17 protein-coding genes and 3 rRNA genes are annotated in these 24,627 nt (G+C 63.9%); 5 read left to right on the top strand and 15 right to left on the bottom strand.

Features of this window, described 5'->3' with window-relative positions:
• Window positions 1–19: 19 nt before the first annotated feature.
• From pstA to pstS, 3 genes are all read right to left on the bottom strand, one after another.
• On the bottom strand, window positions 20–1,138 hold the full coding sequence (gene pstA / locus AC1MEQ_RS10720; protein WP_479790587.1) for a phosphate ABC transporter permease PstA: 1,119 nt from the start codon (window positions 1,136–1,138) through the stop codon (window positions 20–22).
• Window positions 1,138–2,070 (bottom strand): phosphate ABC transporter permease subunit PstC, encoded by a 933-nt coding sequence (pstC, locus tag AC1MEQ_RS10725; RefSeq protein WP_479790589.1) that lies wholly within the window; start codon window positions 2,068–2,070, stop codon window positions 1,138–1,140. The genes pstA and pstC overlap by 1 nt, the downstream gene beginning before the upstream one ends.
• A 120-nt stretch (window positions 2,071–2,190) precedes the next feature.
• Window positions 2,191–3,306 (bottom strand): phosphate ABC transporter substrate-binding protein PstS, encoded by a 1,116-nt coding sequence (gene pstS / locus AC1MEQ_RS10730; protein WP_479790591.1) that lies wholly within the window; start codon window positions 3,304–3,306, stop codon window positions 2,191–2,193.
• A 310-nt stretch (window positions 3,307–3,616) separates the two neighbouring features.
• Between pstS and AC1MEQ_RS10735 the strand changes: the two genes are divergently transcribed.
• The 3 genes from AC1MEQ_RS10735 (at window position 3,617) to disA (ending at window position 7,324) form a co-directional block, all read left to right on the top strand.
• Window positions 3,617–4,744: an FUSC family protein gene (locus tag AC1MEQ_RS10735; protein WP_479790593.1), complete on the top strand. Its 1,128-nt coding sequence runs from the start codon at window positions 3,617–3,619 to the stop codon at window positions 4,742–4,744.
• A gap of 41 nt (window positions 4,745–4,785) precedes the next feature.
• Complete coding sequence (gene radA / locus AC1MEQ_RS10740; RefSeq protein WP_479790595.1) at window positions 4,786–6,162, top strand: DNA repair protein RadA; 1,377 nt, start codon at window positions 4,786–4,788, stop codon at window positions 6,160–6,162.
• 85 nt (window positions 6,163–6,247) lie between these two features.
• Window positions 6,248–7,324 carry a DNA integrity scanning diadenylate cyclase DisA gene (disA, locus tag AC1MEQ_RS10745; protein WP_479790597.1) on the top strand — a complete coding sequence of 359 codons (1,077 nt, stop codon included), beginning with the start codon at window positions 6,248–6,250 and terminating at the stop codon, window positions 7,322–7,324.
• Between the two features lie 16 nt (window positions 7,325–7,340).
• On the opposite strand, the gene AC1MEQ_RS10750 is transcribed toward disA, so the two are convergent.
• Entirely contained in the window at window positions 7,341–8,051 is a 711-nt protein-coding gene (locus AC1MEQ_RS10750) for a hypothetical protein (protein ID WP_479790599.1), read from the bottom strand.
• A 62-nt stretch (window positions 8,052–8,113) separates the two neighbouring features.
• Between AC1MEQ_RS10750 and AC1MEQ_RS10755 the strand changes: the two genes are divergently transcribed.
• The gene (locus AC1MEQ_RS10755) at window positions 8,114–9,109 is read left to right on the top strand and encodes an HhH-GPD family protein (RefSeq protein ID WP_479790601.1); all 996 of its coding nucleotides are present in this window, start codon (window positions 8,114–8,116) and stop codon (window positions 9,107–9,109) included.
• Window positions 9,110–9,189: 80 nt separating this feature from the next.
• Here the strand turns inward: AC1MEQ_RS10755 and AC1MEQ_RS10760 are convergent, their stop codons facing one another.
• From AC1MEQ_RS10760 to AC1MEQ_RS10810, 11 genes are all read right to left on the bottom strand, one after another.
• Window positions 9,190–9,387 carry an Rv0909 family putative TA system antitoxin gene (locus tag AC1MEQ_RS10760; protein WP_479790603.1) on the bottom strand — a complete coding sequence of 66 codons (198 nt, stop codon included), beginning with the start codon at window positions 9,385–9,387 and terminating at the stop codon, window positions 9,190–9,192.
• 182 nt (window positions 9,388–9,569) lie between these two features.
• Window positions 9,570–10,073, bottom strand: coding sequence for an amino-acid N-acetyltransferase (locus AC1MEQ_RS10765; protein ID WP_479790604.1), 504 nt, complete (start codon window positions 10,071–10,073; stop codon window positions 9,570–9,572).
• A 95-nt stretch (window positions 10,074–10,168) separates the two neighbouring features.
• Window positions 10,169–12,700 (bottom strand): ATP-dependent Clp protease ATP-binding subunit, encoded by a 2,532-nt coding sequence (locus AC1MEQ_RS10770; protein ID WP_479790606.1) that lies wholly within the window; start codon window positions 12,698–12,700, stop codon window positions 10,169–10,171.
• A gap of 158 nt (window positions 12,701–12,858) precedes the next feature.
• Window positions 12,859–13,161, bottom strand: coding sequence for a histone-like nucleoid-structuring protein Lsr2 (locus AC1MEQ_RS10775; protein ID WP_479790607.1), 303 nt, complete (start codon window positions 13,159–13,161; stop codon window positions 12,859–12,861).
• 134 nt (window positions 13,162–13,295) lie between these two features.
• Complete coding sequence (locus tag AC1MEQ_RS10780; protein ID WP_479790609.1) at window positions 13,296–13,478, bottom strand: hypothetical protein; 183 nt, start codon at window positions 13,476–13,478, stop codon at window positions 13,296–13,298.
• Window positions 13,479–13,481: 3 nt separating this feature from the next.
• Window positions 13,482–15,011, bottom strand: a complete 1,530-nt coding sequence (gene lysS / locus AC1MEQ_RS10785; RefSeq protein ID WP_479790610.1) for a lysine--tRNA ligase — start codon at window positions 15,009–15,011, stop codon at window positions 13,482–13,484.
• A 137-nt stretch (window positions 15,012–15,148) separates the two neighbouring features.
• Window positions 15,149–17,149: a M13 family metallopeptidase gene (locus tag AC1MEQ_RS10790; RefSeq protein WP_479790612.1), complete on the bottom strand. Its 2,001-nt coding sequence runs from the start codon at window positions 17,147–17,149 to the stop codon at window positions 15,149–15,151.
• A 211-nt stretch (window positions 17,150–17,360) separates the two neighbouring features.
• Window positions 17,361–17,477, bottom strand: a 5S ribosomal RNA gene (gene rrf / locus AC1MEQ_RS10795).
• A gap of 287 nt (window positions 17,478–17,764) precedes the next feature.
• Window positions 17,765–20,897 (bottom strand): 23S ribosomal RNA (locus AC1MEQ_RS10800).
• A 69-nt stretch (window positions 20,898–20,966) separates the two neighbouring features.
• The gene (locus AC1MEQ_RS10805; protein ID WP_479790613.1) at window positions 20,967–21,161 is read right to left on the bottom strand and encodes a hypothetical protein; all 195 of its coding nucleotides are present in this window, start codon (window positions 21,159–21,161) and stop codon (window positions 20,967–20,969) included.
• 329 nt (window positions 21,162–21,490) lie between these two features.
• Window positions 21,491–23,018 (bottom strand): 16S ribosomal RNA (locus AC1MEQ_RS10810).
• Together the 16S, 23S and 5S rRNA genes form the textbook arrangement of a ribosomal RNA operon.
• A 586-nt stretch (window positions 23,019–23,604) precedes the next feature.
• Between AC1MEQ_RS10810 and AC1MEQ_RS10815 the strand changes: the two genes are divergently transcribed.
• Window positions 23,605–24,624, top strand: coding sequence for an NAD(P)H-dependent flavin oxidoreductase (locus AC1MEQ_RS10815; protein WP_479790614.1), 1,020 nt, complete (start codon window positions 23,605–23,607; stop codon window positions 24,622–24,624).
• Window positions 24,625–24,627 lie beyond the last annotated feature (3 nt).

Raw genomic sequence — 24,627 nt, forward strand, 5'->3', positions numbered from 1 at the left:
TCCTTAATGTTTCGGGGGCCTAGCGGCCGGTCTTGGGGGAGAAGATGCGCGCAATCATGCGTGCGCCGAGGTTGAGGACCATGACCATGATGATCAGCAGCAGGGCAGCTGCCCAGGCGCGCTGGGCGCTGGGGTCGATGTTCGTCGGCGACGTGGGATTGAGGATCTGGTAGTAGATGAACGTCGGCAACGTGGCCATCCAGTTGCTGAAGACGTTGAAGTTGATGCTGTTGGCGAGTCCCGCCGTGACCAGGATGGGCGCCGTTTCGCCGATGACGCGGGCGATGGCCAGGGTCACGCCGGAGGCGATGCCCGAGATCGCCGTGGGGATGACGACCTTGGTGATCGTGCGCCATTTGCGCACACCGAGGGCGTAGGATGCCTCCCGCAGTTCGTTCGGGACGATCTTAAGCATTTCCTCGGTCGAGCGGACCACCGTGGGGATCATCAGCACCGACAGGGCGACGGCGGCGACGATGCCCATGCGGGTCGAGGGGCCGAACAACAGGCCGAACAGGGCGGCAGCGAAGAGGCCGGCGACGATCGAGGGGATCCCGGTCATGACGTCGACGAAGAACGTGATGCCGCGGCTGAGCATCTTGCCCTGGCCGTACTCGACCAGGTAGATCGCCGCGAGCATCCCGATCGGCACCGAGATGATGGTGGAGCACACGGTGATGAGCAGGGTCCCGATCACGGCGTGGTAGGCACCGCCCAGGACCGGGGTCCCCGCGGCAACCGTCTCGTTGTCCACCGCACCGGTCATCCCGTTCATCGAGTAGAACAGGAAGTTGGGCGTCATCCCGGGCAGGCCGCGTTCGAGCACCGTGTAGAGCACCGAGACCAGCGGGACGAGCGCGAGCAGGAAGGCCCCGACGACGAGATACTTGAAGAACGAGTTGGTTCCCTGCCGACGGCCTTCGACCACCGTGGTGGCCAAGGTGGCGCCGATGACGAAGAACAGTGCGGCGTAGATCAGGAACGACGCGACGGAGAAGCCACCCAAGGTGGACGCGGCGGCGCCCAGCACCAGTGCAGCCAGTCCGACGGCGGGGATCGCCCAGCGCGGCAGGCGGCCCTTGGAGAGCCGGTTGCGCCGGGTCGGGGCAGGAGTGGGGGTGAGGGTCGTGGTGGACATCAGTTGGCTCCCGAGAATTCCTTGTGGCGGCCGATGATCCAGCGGGCGATCATGTTCACGGCCAAGGTGATGACGAAGAGGACCAGGCCGGCCGCAATGAGTTCGGACATCCGCAGGCCGAAAGCCTCCGGGAAGTTCAGCGCGATCTCCGCGGCAATCGTCTGGTTGCCGGATTTGATCAGCGACGGGATCAGGTTGCCGGTCGAGAGCACCAGTGCCACGGCCATGGTCTCGCCGAGGGCCCTGCCGAGGCCGAGCATCACGGCCGAGATGATCCCGGCACGGGCGAAGGGCAGCACCGACATGCGGATCATTTCCCAGCGGGTGGCGCCCAAGGCTAGTGCGGCTTCCTCGTGCAGCCCGGGGGTCTGCAGGAAGATCTCACGGGTGAGCGAGGTGATGATCGGCAGCACCATGACCGCCAGGACGATTCCGGCGGTGAGCATGGTCTTCCCGGTTTGCGATACCGGCCCGCCGAACAGCGGGATGAACCCGAGGTTCTCGTTGAGCCATTCATAACCGGGCACGAGCACCGGTGCCAGCACCAGGTAGCCCCAGATGCCGTAGATGACCGAGGGGATGGCGGCGAGCAGGTCTATCACATAGCCCAGCGGGGCCGCCAGACGGCGGGGCGCGTAGTGCGAGATGAACAGCGCCACGCCGAGACCAACCGGGGTGGCCAGCAAGATGGCGATGGCCGCGGCAATCACGGTGCCGACGACGATCGGCCAGATGTAGGTGAGGAAGCCCTTGCCCCCGGAGACGTCCGCCGGGTCGGCGGTGAACGCCGGGATCGCCTGGAGGAGCAGGAACAGGGCGACTGCGAAGAGGGTGAGGAGGATGAGTATGCCGGCGGCCATGGAGGCGGAGGAGAAGACCTTGTCTCCCATCCGGCCCGAGCCGCCCGGCTTTGTCAGCGCGTTGGTAGTCATGGTGACCCTTCGGTCTGGTGGCCCGGCGACCGTTGCGGAGGGGAATCCCCGGTCGGCGGGCGTTGGGTGGTCATGCGCGGGACCGGCAAGCCATCCGGCCGGCCCCGCGCGTCGCGGTCGTTAGGACGCGACCTTGATGGCATCGATGGACTTCTTGGCCTTCTCCATCAGGGAATCGGACAGCGGGGCGCTGCCTGCGGAATCGGCGGCGGCCTGCTGGCCTTCCTTGCCGACCACGTAGTTGCCCCAGGCCTTGACCAGATCGACGGTTTCCTGGTCCTTGTAGGTGCTGCAGTAGATGTGGTAGCTCACCAGGATGATCGGGTAGGCACCAGATTCGGTGGTGTCGCGCTTGAGCTCGAGGGCCATATCCTGGTCCGAACGGCCCGAAACCGGCTTGGCGATTTCCACTGCCTTGGCCGCGGCCTCGGCGGAGAGCTTGGTGTACTCGTCGCCGACCTTGACCGAGACGGTGCCCAGCTGGCCGACGGCAGAGGCATCGGCGTAGGTGATGGCGCCGGGGGTGGAGGACGTCGTCGACACGACGCCGGAGGTCCCCTTGGCGTTCTCGGATTGCAGGTCCGAGGGCCAGTCGCCGGATTCCTCGTAGGTCCAGACATCCTTGGCGGCAACGGCCAGGTACTGGGTGAAGTTCTCCGTGGTGCCCGACTCGTCGTTGCGGTGCACGACGGTGATGTTCGTGTCCGGCAGCTTCACGCCCTCGTTCTGCTTGGCGATGGCCGGGTCATTCCACTTGGTGATCTCGAGCTTGAAGATCTTCGCGATCGTGTCGGCATCCAGCTTCAGCTCGTCGACGCCTTCGAGGTTGTAGGCCACGGCGATCGGGGAGATGTAGGCCGGGATGTCGAACGCGCCATCGGGTCCGCAGACCTTCTTGGAGGATTTGATCTCGTCCTCGTCCAGGTAGGCGTCCGAGCCGGCGAACTGCGCGCCGCCGGCCAGGAAGGCCTTGCGGCCGGCACCGGAGCCGTCGGGCGAGTACTGGACCTTGGCGTTGCTGTGGGTCGCCTCGAAGCCCGACTTCCAGGCGTCCATGGCGGCCTTCTGCGAGGAGGCGCCGATGCCGGTCAGGGTCCCGGTCACGTCCTGGCCGCTGGCCGAGGATCCCCCGGCGCCAGCGCCCGTGTCGGTGGGGTTGTCCGAACCGCAGGCCGTGAGGGCCAGTACGGCGACGGAAAGGACGGCTGCGGCTTGGCCGATGCGAATAACCTTCACGTGTGTGGTTCCTTCTTCTACTCTACGGCGGTGGGGCGGGATGCCCCGGGGTGCCGGCGGACAGCCTGTTGGCTGGTGAGAGCTGGGGTGGACGCCACGGACGGCGTTCGACCTCACACCTGACGGTAGGCAACGCAGGTAAAGAATGCTGCGGGTCAAGGTGAACGGAAGGTTAACGACGAGGCAGCGTTCCGCGTGAGAGCGGGGCAAATCACGGCTTGACAAGCATTTTCTGTCATATTTTTATGCTGGAGTGCAGTACGTCACATCCCGTGCCGGTCTGTGGCGGCATCCGTGCCAAACTGTACCAATGGACAAGGCGAACCCCTTCGGCAGAGTGGCGTCCCTGGCGCGCCACCGGTCGCTGTCGGGGACCGCGCGGGTGCGCGTCTCGTTGGTGCAGATCATCCAGATCACCGTCTGCGCCGTCGGCGCCTACTGGATCGCCGAGAAGATCCTGGGCCACCAGGGCCCGCTGTTCGCGGCGACTTCGGCCGTCGTCGCCCTCGGCTTTGGCGGGGCGACCAGGATGCGCCGCGTCCTGGAAGTCGCCATCGGGTGCACGCTGGGCATCGCCGTTGGTGATCTCCTGCTCACCCTGCTTGGCACCGGCATCTGGCAGGCGGCCGTCGTCGTCTTCATTTCCCTGGTACTGGCCCGCTTCCTGGACAGCGGCTCCATCTTCACCACGCAGTTCGGCGTCCAGTCCCTGCTGGTGGTCCTGCTGCCGGCTCCGGACGGCGGGCCCTTCACCCGCAGCGGCGACGCCATCGTCGGCGGACTGTGCGCCCTGCTGATCACCGCCCTGGCCCCCAAGGACCCGCGCCGGGCACCAGCCGGGGAGTTGCGACAACTGATCCGCGAGCTCTCGGCGATCCTGCGGGACAGCTCGGTCGCCCTGCGCGAGTCCGACTCCACCCGGGCATGGCACGCATTGATCCGCGCGCGCGGCACGCAGTCGCTGATGGACAAGATCCCGGCCTCCCTCACGGGGGCCCACGAGATCGCCACCTTCTCGCCACACTTCCGCCGGCACCGCGGCGAACTCGAACGGTTGCGCCGCGTCGCCGGCCAAGTGGACCTGGCCGTCCGCAATGCGCGCGTCTTTGCCCGGCGCATGGCCTCGGTCATCACCCATGCCGCACTGCGCGAGGAGGCATCGGAGGAGCTCTCCATCTACCTCGATGAAGTCGCCGACGCCGTGGACTCGCTGGCCCGCTCGGTCATGGAACCACAGCAATCCCAGCGGGACCGGGCCGAACGTGCCGCGCGCGAGGACCTCATCGCGGCCGCCGGCCGCCTCACTCCCGCTACCTTCGGGGCCACCGGACTCCAAGGCGAGGGATTGGTGCTTCTGTTGCGCCCGCTGGTGGTCGACCTGCTGGAGGCCACCGGGCTGGACCACTCCGAGGCGGTTTCGTTCCTGCCACGCCTCTGACCGGCCCTTCCTGTCCGTCCCAGGCGATAGCATCGTGACCCATGGCCACCAAGAGCAGCACCCGCGCACGCAACGCCCCCGCCTACCGGTGTGCCGAATGCGGGTGGACCACCGTGAAATGGGTCGGACGCTGCGGCGAATGCCAGTCATGGGGCACCGTGGAGGAGATCGGACAGGTCAGCGCCCGCACGACGGCCGCCGCCACGGTATCGCGCCCGGCCCAGAAGATCGCCGACGTCGATTCGTCGGCAGCACTGTACAAGCCGACCCGGATCGGCGAACTGGACCGCGTCCTGGGCGGCGGGCTGGTCCCGGGGGCGGTCATCCTGCTGGCCGGCGAACCGGGCGTGGGAAAGTCCACACTGCTGCTCGACGTTGCAGCCCGGACCTCACGCACCAACCGCCGGGTCCTCTACATCACGGGCGAGGAGTCGGCTGCCCAGGTGAAGATGCGCGCCGAACGCATCGATGCGCTCTCCGACACCCTCTACCTGACGGCCGAAACCGATCTCGGCATCGCTTTGGGGCAGATCGAGCACCTGGATCCGGAGTTGCTGGTCATCGACTCCGTCCAGACCCTGTCCTCGGCCGAGGTCGAGGGTGCCGCGGGCGGCGTGACGCAGGTACGTGAAGTGGCGGCGTCGCTGATCAATGCGGCCAAGAAGCGCGACATGACGACCATCCTGGTCGGCCACGTGACCAAGGACGGGTCCATCGCCGGGCCCCGCCTCCTCGAGCACCTGGTCGACGTCGTCTGCCAGTTCGACGGCGAGCGCCATTCCCGCCTGCGCCTGCTGCGTGCCGTGAAGAACCGGTACGGTCCGACGGACGAGGTCGGCTGCTTCGACCTGACCGAGTCCGGAATCGAGGGGCTGGCGGACCCGAGTGGGCTCTTCGTCACGCGGACCAAGGAGCCGGTGTCGGGGACCTGTGTCACGGTGACATTGGAGGGCCGTCGGCCACTCGTGGCCGAGGTCCAGTCGTTGCTGGCCAAAACGAGCAACGCCCAACCGCGGCGGGCCACCAGCGGCCTGGATTCGGCCCGCACGTCCATGATCCTGGCGGTGCTGCAAAGCCGGGCCGGCATGGACCTGTCCAACCTGGACTCCTACGTCGCGACCGTAGGCGGTGTTCGGCTGGGCGAACCCGCCACCGATCTGGCCACCGCACTGGCCATCTCCGGGGCCAAACTGGACCGGCCGCTTCCGGCCCAGTTCATCGCCTTCGGTGAAGTCGGCCTGGCGGGTGAAGTGCGCCCCGTGCCCGACATCGGACGGCGCATTACCGAGGCCGAGCGGCTGGGCTTCCGTTATGCGCTGGTCCCGGCGTCCCCCAACGGCCCAGGCGCCGTCCCGCCCGGCTTCAAGGTCCGCGAAGTCAGCACCCTGCAGGAGGCACTACAGGCGGCCTTCGGCTAGGCGCGCCACATCACTACCGGACGTCCTGTCCGGAGTGGCGGGCCCGTCCCGCTTACGATGGTGGTGATCCAGTGGAAGGAACCCCATGGCCAAGACCCCCGAAGAGGCACTGCGCACCACGCTGGCCCGCGTGGCGCCGGGAACTCAGTTGCGTGACGGCCTGGAACGCATCCTGCGCGGACGGACCGGGGCCCTAATCGTCCTGGGCAGCGACCGGACCGTCGAATCGATCTCCTCCGGGGGGTTCGACATCAATATCACCTTCTCCCCCACCCGGCTGCGCGAACTGGCCAAGATGGACGGTGCCATCGTCTGCGACCGCGACGGCTCAAACATTCTCAAGGCCGCTGTCCAGCTCGTCCCCGACCACACGATCGACACCCAGGAATCGGGAACCAGGCACCGCACGGCCGAGCGCGTGGCCATCCAGACGGGTTTCCCGGTGATCTCCGTATCGCAGTCCATGCAGATCATCGCGATCTATGTCCAGGGAATCCGCCATGTGCTCGAGGGATCCGAGCCCGTGCTGGCCCGCGCCAACCAGGCGCTGGCCACGCTCGAGCGGTATCGCAACCGGCTAGACCAGGTCACCAGCACGCTCTCGACCCTGGAGATCGAGGCAGTCGTCACCGTCCGCGACGTCGCCGTCGTGCTCCAGCGCCAGGAAATGGTGCGGCGGATTTCCGAGGAGATCGACCAGTACGTGCTTGAGCTCGGCGTCGACGGACGGCTGCTGGCCCTGCAGTTCGACGAGTTGAGCGCGGGCCTGGGTCCCGGAAGCGACGTGCTGCTCAAGGACTACTCCGAGGCCGGGACGGCCCCCGAGCAGCTCTATGCGTCCCTGGGTCAGCTGCGCTCGTTCAGCTCCAACGACATGATCGACCTCGGCAGGATCTCCACTGTGCTCGGCTTCACCCCGGGCACCGACTCGTTGGAGGCCGTCGTCCACCCGAAGGGCTTCCGGCTGCTGGCCGGCATCAAGGCGGTTCCCCGGGCGATAGCCGACCGGCTCGTGGACAGCTTCGGCGGATTGCAGCACCTGATGGCCGCGAACATCGATCAACTCATGGACGTCGATGGCATCGGCGAACAGCGGGCAAGAACGGTCCGCGAGGGGCTCTCACGCATCGCGGAGAGCAGCCTGCTGGACCGCTACACCTAAACCGGAACTCCGGCGGCTACTTCAGCGTGAAGGTGGTCTTGTCGCTGTCGACGGCACCGAGCTTGGCGGTGAAAGTGTAGGTCCCCGGACGTGGTTTCGTCGCGACGGGCTTGCAGCCCGGGGCGCTACGCAACCGGTTCCAGGTGAACCGTGCGCTTTCCGTGGCCCCGGCCTTCAGGGTCATGTTGCTGTCCGTGGCATCGGTTCGGCAATCGGTCGTGGAGAAGATGCGGTCGGAGCCGGAGACGATCTTGAACTCCTGTTGGCTGGTTCCCACGTTCAGCGAGCAATCCTCGGAACCCGAGTTGGTGATCTTCATTTCCAGCACCGGATCGTCGCCTGACGCGTAGGTGGACTTGTCGGTGGCCGACTCCAACCCGATGTCCTCAGGGGCACATTTCGCGGCAGCTTCGGCCGTGGAGGACTCCTCGGTCGATCCGGAGGGCGTGGCCGATCCCGAAGCAGGACCTGAAGATGCCGCCGCTGATTCCGAGGATGTGGCGCTGGGGGATGCCGGCGTAGCGGATGCGGCGCCGGCTGTCGCCGCTGCCGGCGGCCCAGCGGGGTCGCCCTGGCCACCCCTGAAGAGCCCAGCGACGGCGAAGACGGCCCAGGCCAGTAATGCCACACCGACCAGCAATGCCACACCGACGACAATACGACGACGACGGTAGACTTCCGGACTCGGTCTGCGGGTGCTGCCGGGACGGGACTGCTGTGGTGCCATGCAACTAGGGTATGGAGCGCCCCGCGCTACCGGCGGTTCCCACGCCGTGCACTAGGGTATTGATGCCCCGCAATCGAAGGAGTCCCGTGCCGTCCATCCCTCCCCTCGACGTCGGTGCCCTGCACCATTCGCTGTCCGACTGGTTCGCCGCCGAGGGGCGCGATCTGCCGTGGCGGCACCCGGACTGCAGTCCATGGGGGGTCATGGTCAGCGAGTTCATGCTCCAGCAGACCCCCGTCGTGCGCGTGCTCCCCGTGTGGGAGGAGTGGATGCGCCGCTGGCCGGAGCCGGCAGACCTGGCCGCCGAACCGTCCGGCGAAGCCGTCCGCGCCTGGGGCCGGCTCGGCTACCCCCGGCGCGCACTGCGCCTGAGTGAGGCCGCACGGCGCATCACCGAGGAGCATGGTGGCCATGTGCCCGCCTCGTACTCCGCCTTGCTCGCCCTCCCGGGCATCGGCAGCTACACGGCCGCTGCGATTGCCTGTTTCGCGTTCGGGATCCCCGAAACCGTGGTCGACACCAACATCCGGAGGGTGCACGCCCGCCTGATCAGCGGCCGCGCGCTGCCCGAGCCCAGCCATACCGCAACCGAGGCGCGCTTGGCCGCCGAGCTCATGCCGCAGGTGGAACACGACGGCGGCGAACTGGCCTGCACCTGGAATGCCGCCGTCATGGAACTGGGGGCCCTGGTCTGCACGGCCCGGTCTCCGCGCTGCGGCCAATGCCCGGTCTCGGCCTCGTGTGCCTGGATTTCCGCAGGCCAACCCGCACCGCACTATGTCCCCAAGGGCCAGGCGTGGGCCGGCACCGACCGTCAGGTCCGAGGGGCCATGATGGCTGTCCTCCGGGATTCGGACCAACCTGTGGCCAGGCAGACCCTGCTCACGGGTGCCGGGACGGTCGGATCGTCATCGGTGGCGTCCGCAGTGCATGGGGCCGCCTTGCTGCGTCTGAGGGAACTGGCGGCGGACCTGGGGCAGCGCCAACGCTGTCTCGATAGCCTGCTGGCCGATGGCCTCGCTGTCGACGCGGGAGTGGGCATCACCCTCCCCCATTAGGGGTCTTAACGCAGCAGGGGCCCCACCTGAAGTGGGGCCCCTTCGCGCTGTGGGCTGGTCGGCGGATAAGTTATGGGGCCTTACTGGCCTTCGTCCTCGTTCTCGCCGCCGCCGAGGTACTTCTCCTGCGCGCCGTCGATGGCCTCCTCGTGGCCGCCCAGCTTGTCGCCGAACTTCTCCTGCGCACCATCGACGCCCTGGTTGATCTGCTCACCGTGTTCGTTCTTGAGGTTCTCGACGTTCTCACCGAGTCCACCCAGGTTATCTCCGAGTCCCATTGCATGACCTACTTTCGTTGGTTCCGATTTGGTACTGTCGGTGCCTTGTCGCTCCGCTGGCTGCGGAGTCCGGCGCAGGGGCCCTCTGGCCTCCTTGGCCACAGTAAGCAGGTCGGAGCCTCCGCGTCCACAGCCAGCCGCGAATTCTTTGACATTACTCCGAACGCGAAACACCGATCCGATCAAAGATTCATGATCATGCGCGTATTGCCCAGGGTATTGGGCTTGACCCGGGCAAGGTCCAGGAACTCTGCAACCCCCTCATCGGTGGAGCGCAACAGTTCGGAGTAGACCTCGGGGTCCACTGGACTTTGGTTTGCCATGACCTCGAACCCCATGGCCCGAAAGAAATCGACCTCGAAGGTCAGGCAGAAGAGGCGGCTGACGCCGATCACCCGGGCACGATCGACCAGTTCACGCAACAGTGCCTTCCCGATTCCCTGTCCGCGCCGGCAGTCGTCGGTGGCCAAGGTCCGGATCTCGGCCAAGTCCTCCCACATCACGTGCAAGGCGCCGCATCCGAGTAGATCGCCACCGTCCTCGGCGACGATGAATTCCTGGAGGCTCTCGAAGTAGGCGACGGCCTCCTTTTCCAGCAGCACGCGCTGGTCTGCCAGCGGACGGACGAGCTGTCGGATCCCGGCGACATCGGAAGTGCGGGCGGAACGGAGCGTGAAGGATGGCATCTTCCCATCCTATTCCCGCTGCAGTCCGGCCCCATTGACGACAGAGGACCCGGCCCGTGGAATGTCCACGGTCCGGGCCCTCGAGAACCCCCGACTCAGGAGCCGGCGCTCAGGTGGCCTTCCTCAAGTTCCGCAGGCGCGTCCTGGCCTTCAAGGGCAGGAATCTCCGCGCGGCCGGTGAAGGTGAACTTCGCCGAATCACCCTCCCCGTCGACATCAACGGTGACGGTCTGGCCCGCCACGATGTCCCCGAAAAGGATCTTCTCGGACAGCTGGTCCTCGACCTCACGCTGGATGGTCCGGCGCAACGGCCGGGCACCCATGGCGGGGTCGTAACCGCGGGTGGCCAGCAGTCGCTTGGCCGCAGCGGTCAGCTTTACGTGCATGCCCTTGTCGACCATGCGGACCTCGAGCCGGTCCACGAAGAGGTCGACGATCTGGACGATCTCCTCCTGCGACAACTGCGGGAAGACGACGACGTCGTCGACACGGTTCAGGAACTCCGGCCGGAAATGCTGGCGTAGCTCCTCCTGGACCTTGGCCTGCATGCGGTCGTAGCCGGTCTTCGTGTCGGTCGTGGACTGGAAGCCGGTCATGACACCCTTGGAGATGTCCCGGGTACCCAAGTTCGTCGTCATGATGATGACGGTGTTCTTGAAGTCGACCACGCGCCCCTGGGAGTCGGTCAGCCGGCCGTCTTCCAGGATCTGCAGCAACGAGTTGAACAGGTCGGCGTGCGCCTTCTCCACCTCGTCGAAGAGCACCACCGAGAACGGACGTCGGCGGACCTTTTCGGTCAGCTGCCCGCCTTCTTCGTAGCCGACGTACCCCGGAGGGGCACCGAAGAGCCGTGAGACGGTGTGCTTTTCCGAGTACTCCGACATGTCCAGGGTGATCAGCGCGTCTTCCTCACCGAAGAGGAACTCCGCGAGCGCCTTCGCCAGCTCGGTCTTGCCGACGCCCGTGGGGCCCGCAAAGATGAACGAGCCACCGGGGCGGTTCGGATCCTTCAGACCGGCACGCGTGCGGCGAATGGCCTGCGAGATCGACTTGATGGCCTCGTCCTGGCCGATGACCCGCTTGTGGATCTCCGCCTCCATGTTGAGCAGGCGCCCGGATTCCTCCTCCGTGAGCTTGATGACCGGGATGCCGGTCGAGTTGGCGAGCACCTCGGCGATGAGTTCCTCATCGACCTCGGCAATCTCGTCCATGTCGCCGTTCTTCCAGGATTTTTCCTTCTCCGCACGCTCTTCCTGGAGTTTCTGCTCCTTGTCGCGCAGCGAGGCGGCGCCTTCGAAGTCCTGCGAATCGATCGCCGCTTCCTTCTCCCGGCGGACATTGGCGATCTGCTCGTCCATCTCCTTCAGGGCGGGTGGGGCCGTCATTCGGCGGATACGCAGCCGGGCACCTGCCTCGTCGATCAGGTCAATGGCCTTGTCGGGCAGGAAGCGGTCCGAGATATAGCGGTGGGCCAGCTGTGAGGCGGCTGCCAGCGCACCATCGGTGATGGTCACCCGGTGGTGGGCCTCGTAGCGGTCACGCAGGCCACGCAGGATCTCCGTTGTGTGCTCCACTGACGGTTCCTTGACCTGGATCGGCTGGAACCGGCGTTCGAGGGCGGCATCCTTCTCGATGTGCTTGCGGTACTCGTCCAGCGTGGTGGCGCCAATCGTCTGGAGCTCACCGCGCGCCAGCATGGGCTTAAGGATGGAGGCGGCGTCGATGGCACCTTCGGCGGCACCGGCCCCGACGAGCGTGTGGATCTCGTCGATGAACAAGATGATGTCACCCCGGGTCCGGATCTCCTTGAGGACCTTCTTCAGGCGCTCCTCGAAGTCACCGCGGTAACGGCTGCCGGCCACCAGCGAACCGAGGTCCAGGGTGTAGAGCTGCTTGTCCTTGATGGTTTCGGGGACGTCGCCGCGCACGATCGACTGGGCCAGGCCCTCGACGACGGCGGTCTTGCCGACGCCTGGCTCGCCGATCAGCACCGGGTTGTTCTTGGTGCGGCGGGAGAGCACCTGCATGACCCGTTCCATCTCGAACTCCCGGCCGATGACCGGGTCGAGCTTGCCTTCGCGGGCCGCTTGGGTGAGGTTGCGTCCGAACTGATCCAATACGACGGACCCGGCGGGCTGGCCCTCTGACTGGCCCTGACCGACGCCGGCGCCAGCCGTTTCCTTGCCGCCCTGGTAGCCGGAGAGCAGCTGGATGACCTGCTGGCGGACCCGGTTGAGGTCGGCACCGAGCTTGACCAGAACCTGGGCGGCAACTCCTTCGCCCTCACGGATGAGTCCGAGCAGGATGTGCTCGGTTCCGATGTAGTTGTGGCCGAGTTGGAGCGCCTCGCGGAGCGAGAGTTCCAGGACCTTCTTGGCCCGGGGGGTGAACGGGATGTGTCCGGACGGGGCCTGCTGGCCCTGGCCGATGATCTCCTGCACCTGCTCCCGTACGGCTCCCAACGAGATGTTGAGCGACTCCAACGCCTTCGCGGCGACGCCCTCCCCCTCGTGGATCAGGCCGAGCAGGATGTGCTCGGTTCCGATGTAGTTGTGGTTGAGCATGCGCGCCTCTTCTTGGGCGAGCACGACAACGCGACGGGCACGGTCGGTGAATCTCTCAAACATGCGGCACACTCCTAGCTAACGCGTACTGACGATGCTACGCATCAATCGGCGCCACATGTCACGTGTTCGCCGTGGGGATAACGGATCCTCCCACGGCGAAACAGCCAAACCGTCCCCGAAGCTCCATCCTGGAGCGCACCGGACGGCCGGAGGAGGGGTCAGGACTCCGGGTGGGCCTCACGGTACGCATCGATGACCTCGGAGTGCAGGCGTCCGCGTTCGCTGACCTTGAACCCGTTGTCGGCGGCCCATGCGCGAATGGCCGGCGCCTCGGAGGCGGAGTACGCCGTGGAGCGGCGGGCCTGGGAAATAAACGGCGCGAGTGCCGCGCGGAGCTTGCTGGCATTCTCCTGGCCGAGGTCGATCTCATAGTGGCTGCCGTCCAGACCGAAATGCACGGTCTCCGTGGCCGTACTCCCATCGAGATCATCGATAAGGGTTATTTCAACCTTCCGTGCCACGGAGGGCTCCTCACTTCGAAGGTGCGGGGCAATGATGCCGTCATCTCGGCACACCGCGGTTGGGGCCGGAATATACCTTTTGTTTCCGGGCACTATGATACTGCGGATACGACAGGTCGCCGACCGGAAATGCCTTAGTTGGCCGGGGGGTTTTCGTTTCCCTGATTATCGGCGGCCCGGCGGGCGGCGTCACGTTGCGCGTCGGCTTCCGCCTCGGCCCGCCGTTCGTTGCGGTCCACCCGGAATACGGCCCGCATGACGAACCAGAAGATCAGCGCGACCACGATGGTCGGCAGCAGCACCTCGACGTATGCCATGGGTTAGGCCTCCGGTTTCAGCAAGGGGTAGAGGATGGTTTCGCGGATGCCGGCGTCGGTGAAGAGCATGACCAGCCGATCGATGCCCAGTCCGATGCCTCCCATGGGCGGTGCGCCGTATTCCAGGGCGCGCAGGAAGTCCTCGTCCAGCTGCATCGCCTCGTCGTCGCCGCCTGCGGCGAGCAGGGACTGCTCGGTGAGCCGTTCCCGCTGGATCACCGGGTCAATGAGCTCGGAGAATGCGGTTCCGCGTTCCATGCCGCCGATGATCAGGTCCCAGGCTTCGATGACGCCCGGTCGGGACCGGTGAGGTCGGGCCAGCGGCTGGGCGGCCGGCGGGTAGTCGTAGACGAACGTCGGGTCGATCAGTGTCGGCTCCACGATTTCCCCGAAGAGCTCGATGACCAGCTTCTCGGCCCCCCACTTCGGATCGAACTTGACCTCGTGGGCCGCGGCGATCGACCGCAGTTCGTCAGCCGTCGTGTCCGGGGTGATCTCACTGCCAACGGCTTCGGAAAGCCCAGGATAGACACCGAGCCACCGCCATTCGCCGTCGAGGTCGATGATCCCCTTGGATGTCTCGATCTGCCGACCGGCGCCCACGGCGTCGGCGGCGTTGAGGATGATTTCTTGGATGCGTTCTGCCATCACGAACTGGTCGGCGTAGATCTCGTAGCATTCCAGCGTTGTGAACTCCGGGGAGTGGGTGGAGTCCACACCCTCGTTGCGGAACAGCCGGCCGACCTCGAAGACGCGCGGGATGCCACCGACGACGGTGCGCTTCAGGTACAGCTCCGTGGCGATCCGCAGCGTCATGTCCTGTTCGAATGCATTCAGGTGGGTGTGGAATGGGCGGGCAGAGGCGCCACCGTGGACCAGCTGGAGCATGGGGGTCTCCACCTCCACGTAGCCGTGTCCATAGAGGGTATCGCGGACGGCCCGCGTGACGGCGTCGCGCCTGTAGATCATCGCGCGGGCCTCATCCCTCACCATGAGGTCGGCGTAGCGCTGCCGTACCCGCATTTCGTCGTTGAGGTCGGCGTGCAACACCGGCATCGGACGCAGCGCCTTGGATGCCATCTGCCAGTCGGTAACCATCACGGAGAGTTCCCCGCGGCGCGAGGAGATGACTGCGCCCCTCACGAAGACGTGGTCACCCAGGTCGGTGAGCCGCTTCCAATCGGCCAGGGACTCCTCCCCGACGTTGGCCAGTGACAGCATCGCCTGCAGCCGCACTGCCACTCCGTGGGGGCCGGACTCCTGCAGCGTTGCGAAACACAGCTTCCCGGTGTTGCGGGCGAACACGATGCGTCCGGCGATGCCGACGATGTCCTCGGTCTCCTCGCCCGCTGCGAGGTGCGCGTACTTATCGCGGACCTCGAGCAGCGTGTGGGTGCGTTCGACCCCGACCGGGTAGGCCTCGCGGCCGGATTCAAGCAATTCGGCCCGCTTGGCCAGGCGAATCAGCCGCTGGTCACGGGTGTCGACGGTCTCGGCGGAGGTGGGGGCGGTACGAGTCTGGTCAGCAGTCACAGTCGTCAATTCTACGTGCTCGGGGCGCCACCCAGCCACGATGCGTCCGGTCTGTGCCGCCGGTCACTGCGGCGCCGTGGCCGTAGCCGTTCCCATCGTCGCCGCAGCTGCTGCGGCCACGACGACGGCGGGAATGATCACCAGATCTCGACCCGTTCGGCAGGATCCAGCCACATGCCGTCCCCGGGCTGGGTGCCGAACGCGTTGTGGAAGGAGTCCATGTTGCGGACCACCTGGTTGCAGCGGAACTCCCCCGGAGAGTGGGGGTCGGTGGTGATTCGGGTGACCATCGTTTCGGGGCGGGTCAAGGAGCGCCAGCATTCGGCCCAGCTGTGGAAGAACCGCTGGTCCCCGCTGAGGCCGTCGATCACCTCGTCGACGGTGAGACCGCGCGCTGCCAGGTCCAGCTGGTAGGCCCTGTAGGCGATGCCGAGCCCTCCGAGGTCCCCGATGTTCTCGCCCAGGGTGAGCTTGCCGTTGACGTGCTGCTCGGGCGCTTCCGAAGGCACCAGGGCCTCATATTGGTCAACCAGTTTCCCGGTCAGCTTCTCGAACGCCTCGCGGTCTTCGGGTGTCCACCAGTCGCGGAGCTGGCCGGTGCCATCGAATTGGGAGCCCTGGTCGTCGAATCCATGGCCGATTTCGTGCCCGATGACGGCTCCGATGGCCCCGTAGTTCGACGCGGAATCCCGATCGGGGTCGAAGAACGGGCTGCGCAGGATGGCGGCGGGGAACCCGATCTCGTTGAGTAGCGGGTGGTAGTAGGCGTTGACCGTTTGCGGGTACATGAACCACAGGTCCTTGTCGACGCCATCGTCGATCTTGTCCAGTTCCCGCGTGAATTCAAATTCGTTCGCACTGGCGACGTTGCCGATCAGGTCCTCGGGATCGGCCGTCACAGCGCTGTAGTCGATCCACTTCACCGGGTAGCCGATCTTCGGGCGGAACAGCGACAGCTTCTCCAGGGCGCGCTCCCGCGTCCCCTCGGTCATCCAGGTCAGCGACCCGATGGAACCCCGGTAGGCGGCGATGAGGTTCGCCACCAGTTCCTCCATGAGGTCCTTGCTTCGCTGTCCGAAGTGGCGCTCGACATAGAGCTGGCCGATATCCTCGCCGACGGCACCCTCGGTGAAGGCCACACCGCGCTTCCACCGCGGACGCATTTCGGTCACCCCGCCGAGTTTGGCCGAATAGAAGGAGAAGTTCTCCTCAACGAATGCCGAGGAAAGGAAGGAAGCGTTGCTGCGGACCACCTGGACCGTCAACCAGTCACGCCATGCGCTCAGCGGCTGCTCGCGCAGCAGGACCTCGATGCCCTCCAGATAGCTCGGCTGCCACACGTCGACCTCCGAGTAGTACTTCTCCTCGATGCCCGCCCCCTCGAGCCAGAGCCGCAGTGTCGGCTGCAGTGCGAACAGGGCGTCGGCATCCATCAGGTTGTATCGGGCCTGGGCATCGCGGCACCTCACGGCATCCCAGTGGTGTGCAGCGAGAGCGGTTTCCAGCTGCACGACGCCGGCAGCGGCTTCCACGGCGTGTGGCACCTCGGCCAGAGCCAGGAGCCGCCCCAGGTGCGTCTGGTATTCGGCGAGGAGCCCTGCGAACTGCTCTTCACGATAATAGGACTCATCGGGCAATCCGAGGCCCGACTGGATCAACGAGAGCACATTGCGATCGGGCTGCCCTGCGTCGGAATTGGCACCGGCCTGGTAGAGCCCCGAGACGCCACGGCGCTGCAGGCTACCGCTCAGGGTGAGGACTTGCTCGATGCTGGAAGTGCCGTAGATGGCAGCGAGGTCATCCCGGATGGGCTCCATGCCCCGCGCCTCAATGGACGTCTCGTCCATGAAGCTCGTGAACAGGGCACCGATCCGCTCCTTCCTTGGGTCCGCCAATCCATCTGCCTCGGCAGGAGCCTGCTGGGCTTCCAGGATAATGGCGTGGACTGCGGCTTCCGCGTCGTCGCGCAATTTCATGAACGAACCGTAGCTGCCCTGGTCTCCGGGGATTTCGGCGGTTGCCAACCACTGGCCGTTGACGTGGCGGTACAGGTCGTCTTGGATCCTGATGCCATGGTCACGGTGGTCGGTAGTCGTTTCGGACGCCGGGCTCATCGGCGAAGTAGGTTCTGCAGTCATGGGTTCCTCATCGATTGAGGGCGCCCGCACGTGTGTGGCGCCGGTGACGTTCTTCCACCACCCTACTGATGCGGGCCGCCCGTCGGCTGGGCGCCGGCTCGTGTTCCCCTGAACGCGAAACTTGAGCCACCCTCGAACCGGCCATGCGAAACAGGGACCTTAAATGACTCAGGGCCCTGGACTGTTGTCCAGGGCCCTGGGCCCAATGATGGTCCGGCGGCGTCCTACTCTCCCACACCCTCCCGAGTGCAGTACCATCGGCGCTGTGGGTCTTAGCTTCCGGGTTCGGTATGGGACCGGGCGTTTCCCCCACGCTATGACCGCCGTAACTCTTCGACCCGATCCAAGCACCCCGGGGGGTGTTTGGTGGGAAAACCAGTTACCGTGCGCTCCCCCAACCCCTGGAGGGGGTGTGGGGTGCGTTGGTGTATCTATTCTATTATGGCCAGGCGCTCCCCGACCAACCAGCACACCCCGCCATGGGGGTGTTTCCCACCACAACCCGGACCCACAAAGTGGGTCGGGTGGTGGTGGTGTGGTTGGTTGGGGGTTGTTGTCCCGCAACCGCATAGTGGACGCAGCATGCTTGCCCACACACAAGGTGTGTGGTGTTTTGTGGTGTAAGTTATCGGCCTATTAGTACAGGTCAGCTCCACGGGTCTTTAGTCCCCGCTTCCACATCCTGCCTATCAACCCAGTGGTCTGGCTGGGGGCCTCCCACACGATAAACGTGTATGGAAATCTCATCTCGAAGTGGGCTTCCCGCTTAGATGCTTTCAGCGGTTATCCCTTCCGAACGTAGCAAATCAGCGGTGCACTTGGCAGTACAACTGACACACCAGAGGTTCGTCCGTCCCGGTCCTCTCGTACTAAGGACAGCTCTTCTCAAATTTCCTGCGCGCGCAGCGGATAGGGACCGAACTGTCTCACGACGTTCTAAACCCAGCTCGCGTACCGCTTTAATGGGCGAACAGCCCAACCCTTGGGACCTACTCCAGCCCCAGGATGCGACGAGCCGACATCGAGGTGCCAAACCATGCCGTCGATATGGACTCTTGGGCAAGATCAGCCTGTTATCCCCGAGGTACCTTTTATCCGTTGAGCGACGGCCGTTCCACAACGTGCCGCCGGATCACTAGTCCCGACTTTCGTCCCTGCTCGAGCTGTCACTCTCACAGTCAAGCTCCCTTGTGCACTTACACTCGCCACCTGATTGCCAACCAGGCTGAGGGAACCTTTGGGCGCCTCCGTTACTCTTTAGGAGGCAACCGCCCCAGTTAAACTACCCATCAGGCACTGTCCCTGACCCAGATCATGGGCCGAAGTTAGGAATCCGGTACGGCCAGAGTGGTATTTCAACGATGACTCCACGAACACTGGCGTGCCCGCTTCAACGTCTCCCACCTATCCTACACAAGCCGCACCGAACACCAATACCAAACTATAGTAAAGGTCTCGGGGTCTTTCCGTCCTGCTGCGCGTAACGAGCATCTTTACTCGTACTGCAATTTCGCCGAGTTCATGGTTGAGACAGCGGGGAAGTCGTTACTCCATTCGTGCAGGTCGGAACTTACCCGACAAGGAATTTCGCTACCTTAGGATGGTTATAGTTACCACCGCCGTTTACTGGGGCTTGAATTCCCAGCTTCGCCCACAAGGGGCTAACCGGTCCTCTTAACCTTCCAGCACCGGGCAGGAGTCAGTCCGTATACATCGTCTTGCGACTTCGCACGGACCTGTGTTTTTAGTAAACAGTCGCTTCCCCCTGGTCTCTGCGGCCCCGATCCCCTCCCACCAGCAAGTGGTGTTCAAGGTTGGGGCCCCCCTTCTCCCGAAGTTACGGGGGCATTTTGCCGAGTTCCTTAACCATGATTCTCTCGATCGCCTTGGTATTCTCTACCTGATCACCTGTGTCGGTTTGGGGTACGGGCGGCTTGGACCTCACGTCGATGCTTTTCTTGGCAGCATAGGATCACCGGATCACCCACCAAAGTGGGCGCCTATCGGGTCTCAACCTATGTGAACGGCGGATTTGCCTACCGTTCGGCCTACACCCTTGGACCAGGACGATTCCATTGCCTGGCCCGGCTACCTTCCTGCGTCACACCTGTTAATACGTTGACCTCGCTGGCTCGGGTCCCGCGCCTCGCACCCGATACCCTTCCCGAAGGAAGGATGGTGGGTGTCTGGGGCGGTTAGCATCGCCAGTCCGGTAGGGACGGTCCTTCACCGGTACGGGAATATCAACCCGTTGTCCATCGACTACGCCTGTCGGCCTCGCCTTAGGTCCCGACTCACCCAGGGCAGATTAGCTTGACCCTGGAACCCTTGATCATTCGGCGGACGGGTTTCTCACCCGTCTTTCGCTACTCATGCCTGCATTCTCACTCGTGCCGTCTCCACCACTGGTTCACACCGTGGCTTCACTGCCGGCACGACGCTCCCCTACCCACCCAGGCGGCTGGACCACGAAGGCCTACCTATGTACCTGGATGACGCAACTTCGGCGGTGTGCTTGAGCCCCGCTACATTGTCGGCGCGGAATCACTTGACCAGTGAGCTATTACGCACTCTTTCAAGGATGGCTGCTTCTAAGCCAACCTCCTGGTTGTCTTCGCAACTCCACATCCTTTTCCACTTAGCACACGCTTGGGGGCCTTAGTTGGCGTTCTGGGCTGTTTCCCTCTCGACTATGAAGCTTATCCCCCACAGTCTCACTGCCACGCTCTGACTTACCGGCATTCGGAGTTTGGCTGACGTCAGTAACCTTGTAGGGCCCATTAGCCATCCAGTCGCTCTACCTCCGGCAAGAAACACGCAACGCTGCACCTAAATGCATTTCGGGGAGAACCAGCTATCACGAAGTTTGATTGGCCTTTCACCCCTACCCACAGCTCATCCCCTCCATTTTCAACTGAAGTGGGTTCGGTCCTCCACGCGCTCTTACACACGCTTCAACCTGGCCATGGGTAGATCACTTCGCTTCGGGTCTAGACCGCGCCACTGAACGCCCTGTTCAGACTCGCTTTCGCTACGGCTTCCCCACACGGGTTAACCTCGCGACACGGCACTAACTCGCAGGCTCATTCTTCAAAAGGCACGCCGTCACCACAACAAGGTGGCTCCGACGGATTGTAGGCACATGGTTTCAGGTACTATTTCACTCCCCTCCCGGGGTACTTTTCACCTTTCCCTCACGGTACTTGTCCGCTATCGGTCATCAGGAAGTATTCAGGCTTACCAGGTGGTCCTGGCAGATTCACACGGGATTTCTCGGGCCCCGTGCTACTTGGGATACCAACACAAAGCGGCGGAGGACATTACGGCTACGGGACTAACACCCCCTATGGTCCGGCCTTCAAACCGGTTCGCCTATGCACCCGCACCTCACTTCCCCAGTCCGGCAGAACTGGAATGGCTGGTCCCACGACCCCGCCCATGCAACGCCCGCCGGCTATCACACATGGATCGGTTTAGCCCCATCCGCTTTCGCTCGCCACTACTCACGGAATCACTGTTGTTTTCTCTTCCTGCGGGTACTGAGATGTTTCACTTCCCCGCGTTCCCTCCACGCAGCCTATGTGTTCAGCTACGGGTCACACGACATGACGCCGTGCGGGGTTTCCCCATTCGGAAATCCTGGTATCAACGTCCGGTTATCGACTCCTCCAGGCTTATCGCAGATTCCCACGTCCTTCTTCGGCTCCTGATGCCAAGGCATCCACCATGCGCCCTTGAAAACTTGACCACAAAAAGGTCATTCCACAAGAGCATTTGATCGAGAGAACCACCAACACCCAAAAGATGCTGGGGATTCTCAAATAATTGCTTTCGCAAACACAACACACAAAAGACCACCCACCCCAAAAAGGGTAGGCAGGCCAATCACGCGTTGTCCTTGCAAGATGCTCGCGTCCACTATGCAGTTCCCAAACAACAACCCCGTCACACCCACCACCAGCACCACCAACCCCCCAAAAGGGACCGGATCAAGGTACGTGGCATAGGCCATGCGCGGGAGCCAAAACAAACAAAACCCAACCACCACCACGACCGACACCAGAAGTGCCGGCACGAACCGGTAAAAGGGGCCTGTTGTTTCAGGGCCCAACAGTGTGCCAAAGACCCGAGGACCATTCACATCCCCCGGCATCGTTCCAACAACCCCGTCAACGGGACTGCGTACTGGATAACCGGGATCCGCGGATCCCAGGCCATGATTCGTTGACATTCCACCCATGAGCACCCGCCTGCCAACACAAGTGGCAGAAACGGGCAAACACTGAACACCACAAGAAAACCCACCAAGTGGCAGGCCCCGCGATGCTAGCTGCTCCTTAGAAAGGAGGTGATCCAGCCGCACCTTCCGGTACGGCTACCTTGTTACGACTTAGTCCCAATCGCCGGTCCCACCTTCGACGGCTCCCTCCCACAAGGGGTTGGGCCACCGGCTTCGGGTGTTACCAACTTTCGTGACTTGACGGGCGGTGTGTACAAGGCCCGGGAACGTATTCACCGCAGCGTTGCTGATCTGCGATTACTAGCGACTCCGACTTCATGGGGTCGAGTTGCAGACCCCAATCCGAACTGAGACCGGCTTTTTGGGATTAGCTCCACCTCACAGTATCGCAACCCATTGTACCGGCCATTGTAGCATGCGTGAAGCCCAAGACATAAGGGGCATGATGATTTGACGTCGTCCCCACCTTCCTCCGAGTTGACCCCGGCAGTCTCCCATGAGTCCCCACCACTACGTGCTGGCAACATGGAACGAGGGTTGCGCTCGTTGCGGGACTTAACCCAACATCTCACGACACGAGCTGACGACAACCATGCACCACCTGTGAACCGGCCCCAAAGGGGAAACCACATTTCTGCGGCGATCCGGCCCATGTCAAGCCTTGGTAAGGTTCTTCGCGTTGCATCGAATTAATCCGCATGCTCCGCCGCTTGTGCGGGCCCCCGTCAATTCCTTTGAGTTTTAGCCTTGCGGCCGTACTCCCCAGGCGGGGCACTTAATGCGTTAGCTACGACGCGGAAAACGTGGAATGTCCCCCACATCTAGTGCCCAACGTTTACGGCATGGACTACCAGGGTATCTAATCCTGTTCGCTCCCCATGCTTTCGCTCCTCAGCGTCAGTTAATGCCCAGAGACCTGCCTTCGCCATCGGTGTTCCTCCTGATATCTGCGCATTTCACCGCTACACCAGGAATTCCAGTCTCCCCTACATCACTCTAGTCTGCCCGTACCCACCGCAGATCCGGGGTTGAGCCCCGGACTTTCACGGCAGACGCGACAAACCGCCTACGAGCTCTTTACGCCCAATAATTCCGGATAACGCTTGCGCCCTACGTATTACCGCGGCTGCTGGCACGTAGTTAGCCGGCGCTTCTTCTGCAGGTACCGTCACTTTCGCTTCTTCCCTACTGAAAGAGGTTTACAACCCGAAGGCCGTCATCCCTCACGCGGCGTCGCTGCATCAGGCTTTCGCCCATTGTGCAATATTCCCCACTGCTGCCTCCCGTAGGAGTCTGGGCCGTGTCTCAGTCCCAGTGTGGCCGGTCACCCTCTCAGGCCGGCTACCCGTCGTCGCCTTGGTGGGCCATTACCCCACCAACAAGCTGATAGGCCGCGAGTCCATCCCCCACCGATAAATCTTTCCACCACCCCCCATGCGGAAGGAAGTGAATATCCGGTATTAGACCCAGTTTCCCGGGCTTATCCCAGAGTCGGGGGCAGGTTACTCACGTGTTACTCACCCGTTCGCCACTAATCACCCGGTGCAAGCACCGGGATCATCGTTCGACTTGCATGTGTTAAGCACGCCGCCAGCGTTCATCCTGAGCCAGGATCAAACTCTCCGTAAAAAAATACAGACACAGCCAACAACCCAAGGGAAAACAAGGGAAGGACTGCACCAAGTTACTGAACCCGGCAAATATGTCCCTGCGAGCACACGGGGGTGCACCCACAAAAGACCATTCACCAATTCATAAAAAATCGGTGTCAACAAACATGGCACACTATTGAGTTCTCAAACAACAGACGCTTCCAACCTCCACGAACCCGCCATCCGGCCGGCCGCTACGCTCTGGAGCAACTTGTCTAACTTACCCTACCGCGTGTCGCCGCGCAAATCGACCGTTTCCGGTGCTTTTTGCACTACACTACCCAACCAACCATCCAGGATTCGGAGCGCAGTACGTTCCGGTCCAAAATGGACTGAATTTGTAGGGTTTGGCCGCCTCCCGATCTTCAGCGTTTCCGCTGTCCTCGTCCCGGCGACTCAGAAAACTTTACACGGAATCGAGGCCCGCACCAAATCGGGGGCGCTCTCGTCCAGGGACGCCAAAATTCCGCGGAATTCCGGGCCAGTTGCGCCCGATCACAGGCCCAACACGACCACACGGTTCTTGAGTGCTGCGTCACAGTGTTGCTCCTTAGACTGGTGACATGTCGATGCCCCCTGATCTCCCGTCCGAGGCACTACCCCTGCCACCCCGTCCTATCGACCTGCTGGCCCGGTTGGGGTTGCGGGAACCCCTTGTGAACGCGCCGATGGCAGGAGCCGCCGGGGGCGCCCTGGCCGCGGCCGTGAGCACGGCGGGCGGACTGGGCATGATCGGCATCGGCTCCGGCGCCGCCCCGGAGTGGATTTCCCGGCAGGCGGACCTCGCCCGCGCGTCCGACCGCCCATGGGGCGCCGGCTTGATGGCCTGGGTACTGGAGGAGTCCCTGGACCCGCTGAAGCACCTGCTCGCCGAACGACCCGCCCTGGTGTGCGTCAGTTTCGGCGATCCGGGGCCCGCGGCAGAACTCATCCGCGAGTCGGAGGCCCTGTGTGCCATGCAGGTTGGCAATGAAGCCGACCTGGAGCGAGCCCTGGAACCGGATGTCGACGTCGTCGTCTGCCGTGGAGGCGAGGGTGGTGGGCACGGCAGGAACGACGTCGCCACCCTTCCCTTGTTGCAGCTGGCCCTGGCGTCCACCGGCAAACCGGTCATCGCCGCCGGCGGCATCGCCGATTCCCGCGGGGTCGCCGCCGTATTGGCCGCCGGAGCGCAGGCAGCGTGGGTGGGGACGCGTTTCGCCGCGTGCACCGAGTCGCTCAGCCATGACCGGGTGAAACGGGCCATCGCCGTCGCCGGTCTGGATGACACCGTCTTCACCCGTGCCTTCGACATCGCGCAGCGCATCCCCTGGCCGCAGGAGTTCGGCGGCCGCGCCCTGCGCAATACGTTCAGCGACCGATGGGGCACCCAGGAAGAAGCACTCACCACGGCGGTCGCCGCAGATCCCGCCATCACGGACGCCGTCAACGCCGCACGCCGCGAGGCCGATGTCTCGACGGCACCGGTGTATGCCGGCCAGTCCGCGGCGCTCAGTGGCGGAAACGAGTCGGCTGCCGAAATCGTCGCAGACCTGGCAGGGTTCCGCGCCCATCTGCTGGCTGCAGCCCAACGGTGGGGCTGACCG

Source organism: Arthrobacter sp. ASL1 (assembly GCF_056680475.1).

Excerpts from the sequence above, each read along its gene's own strand:
- AC1MEQ_RS10780 (WP_479790609.1), bottom strand. The coding sequence starts at position 13,478 with ATGGCATACGTCGAGGTGCTGCTGCCGACCATCGTGGTCGCGCTGATC.
- AC1MEQ_RS10815 (WP_479790614.1), top strand. The coding sequence starts at position 23,605 with ATGTCGATGCCCCCTGATCTCCCGTCCGAGGCACTACCCCTGCCACCC.
- AC1MEQ_RS10760 (WP_479790603.1), bottom strand. The coding sequence starts at position 9,387 with ATGGGACTCGGAGATAACCTGGGTGGACTCGGTGAGAACGTCGAGAAC.
- AC1MEQ_RS10755 (WP_479790601.1), top strand. The coding sequence starts at position 8,114 with ATGCCCCGCAATCGAAGGAGTCCCGTGCCGTCCATCCCTCCCCTCGAC.
- AC1MEQ_RS10765 (WP_479790604.1), bottom strand. The coding sequence starts at position 10,073 with ATGCCATCCTTCACGCTCCGTTCCGCCCGCACTTCCGATGTCGCCGGG.
- AC1MEQ_RS10805 (WP_479790613.1), bottom strand. The coding sequence starts at position 21,161 with ATGGCCTATGCCACGTACCTTGATCCGGTCCCTTTTGGGGGGTTGGTG.
- disA (WP_479790597.1), top strand. The coding sequence starts at position 6,248 with ATGGCCAAGACCCCCGAAGAGGCACTGCGCACCACGCTGGCCCGCGTG.
- AC1MEQ_RS10770 (WP_479790606.1), bottom strand. The coding sequence starts at position 12,700 with ATGTTTGAGAGATTCACCGACCGTGCCCGTCGCGTTGTCGTGCTCGCC.
- pstA (WP_479790587.1), bottom strand. The coding sequence starts at position 1,138 with ATGTCCACCACGACCCTCACCCCCACTCCTGCCCCGACCCGGCGCAAC.
- AC1MEQ_RS10735 (WP_479790593.1), top strand. The coding sequence starts at position 3,617 with ATGGACAAGGCGAACCCCTTCGGCAGAGTGGCGTCCCTGGCGCGCCAC.
- AC1MEQ_RS10790 (WP_479790612.1), bottom strand. The coding sequence starts at position 17,149 with ATGACTGCAGAACCTACTTCGCCGATGAGCCCGGCGTCCGAAACGACT.
- AC1MEQ_RS10750 (WP_479790599.1), bottom strand. The coding sequence starts at position 8,051 with ATGGCACCACAGCAGTCCCGTCCCGGCAGCACCCGCAGACCGAGTCCG.
- radA (WP_479790595.1), top strand. The coding sequence starts at position 4,786 with ATGGCCACCAAGAGCAGCACCCGCGCACGCAACGCCCCCGCCTACCGG.
- pstC (WP_479790589.1), bottom strand. The coding sequence starts at position 2,070 with ATGACTACCAACGCGCTGACAAAGCCGGGCGGCTCGGGCCGGATGGGA.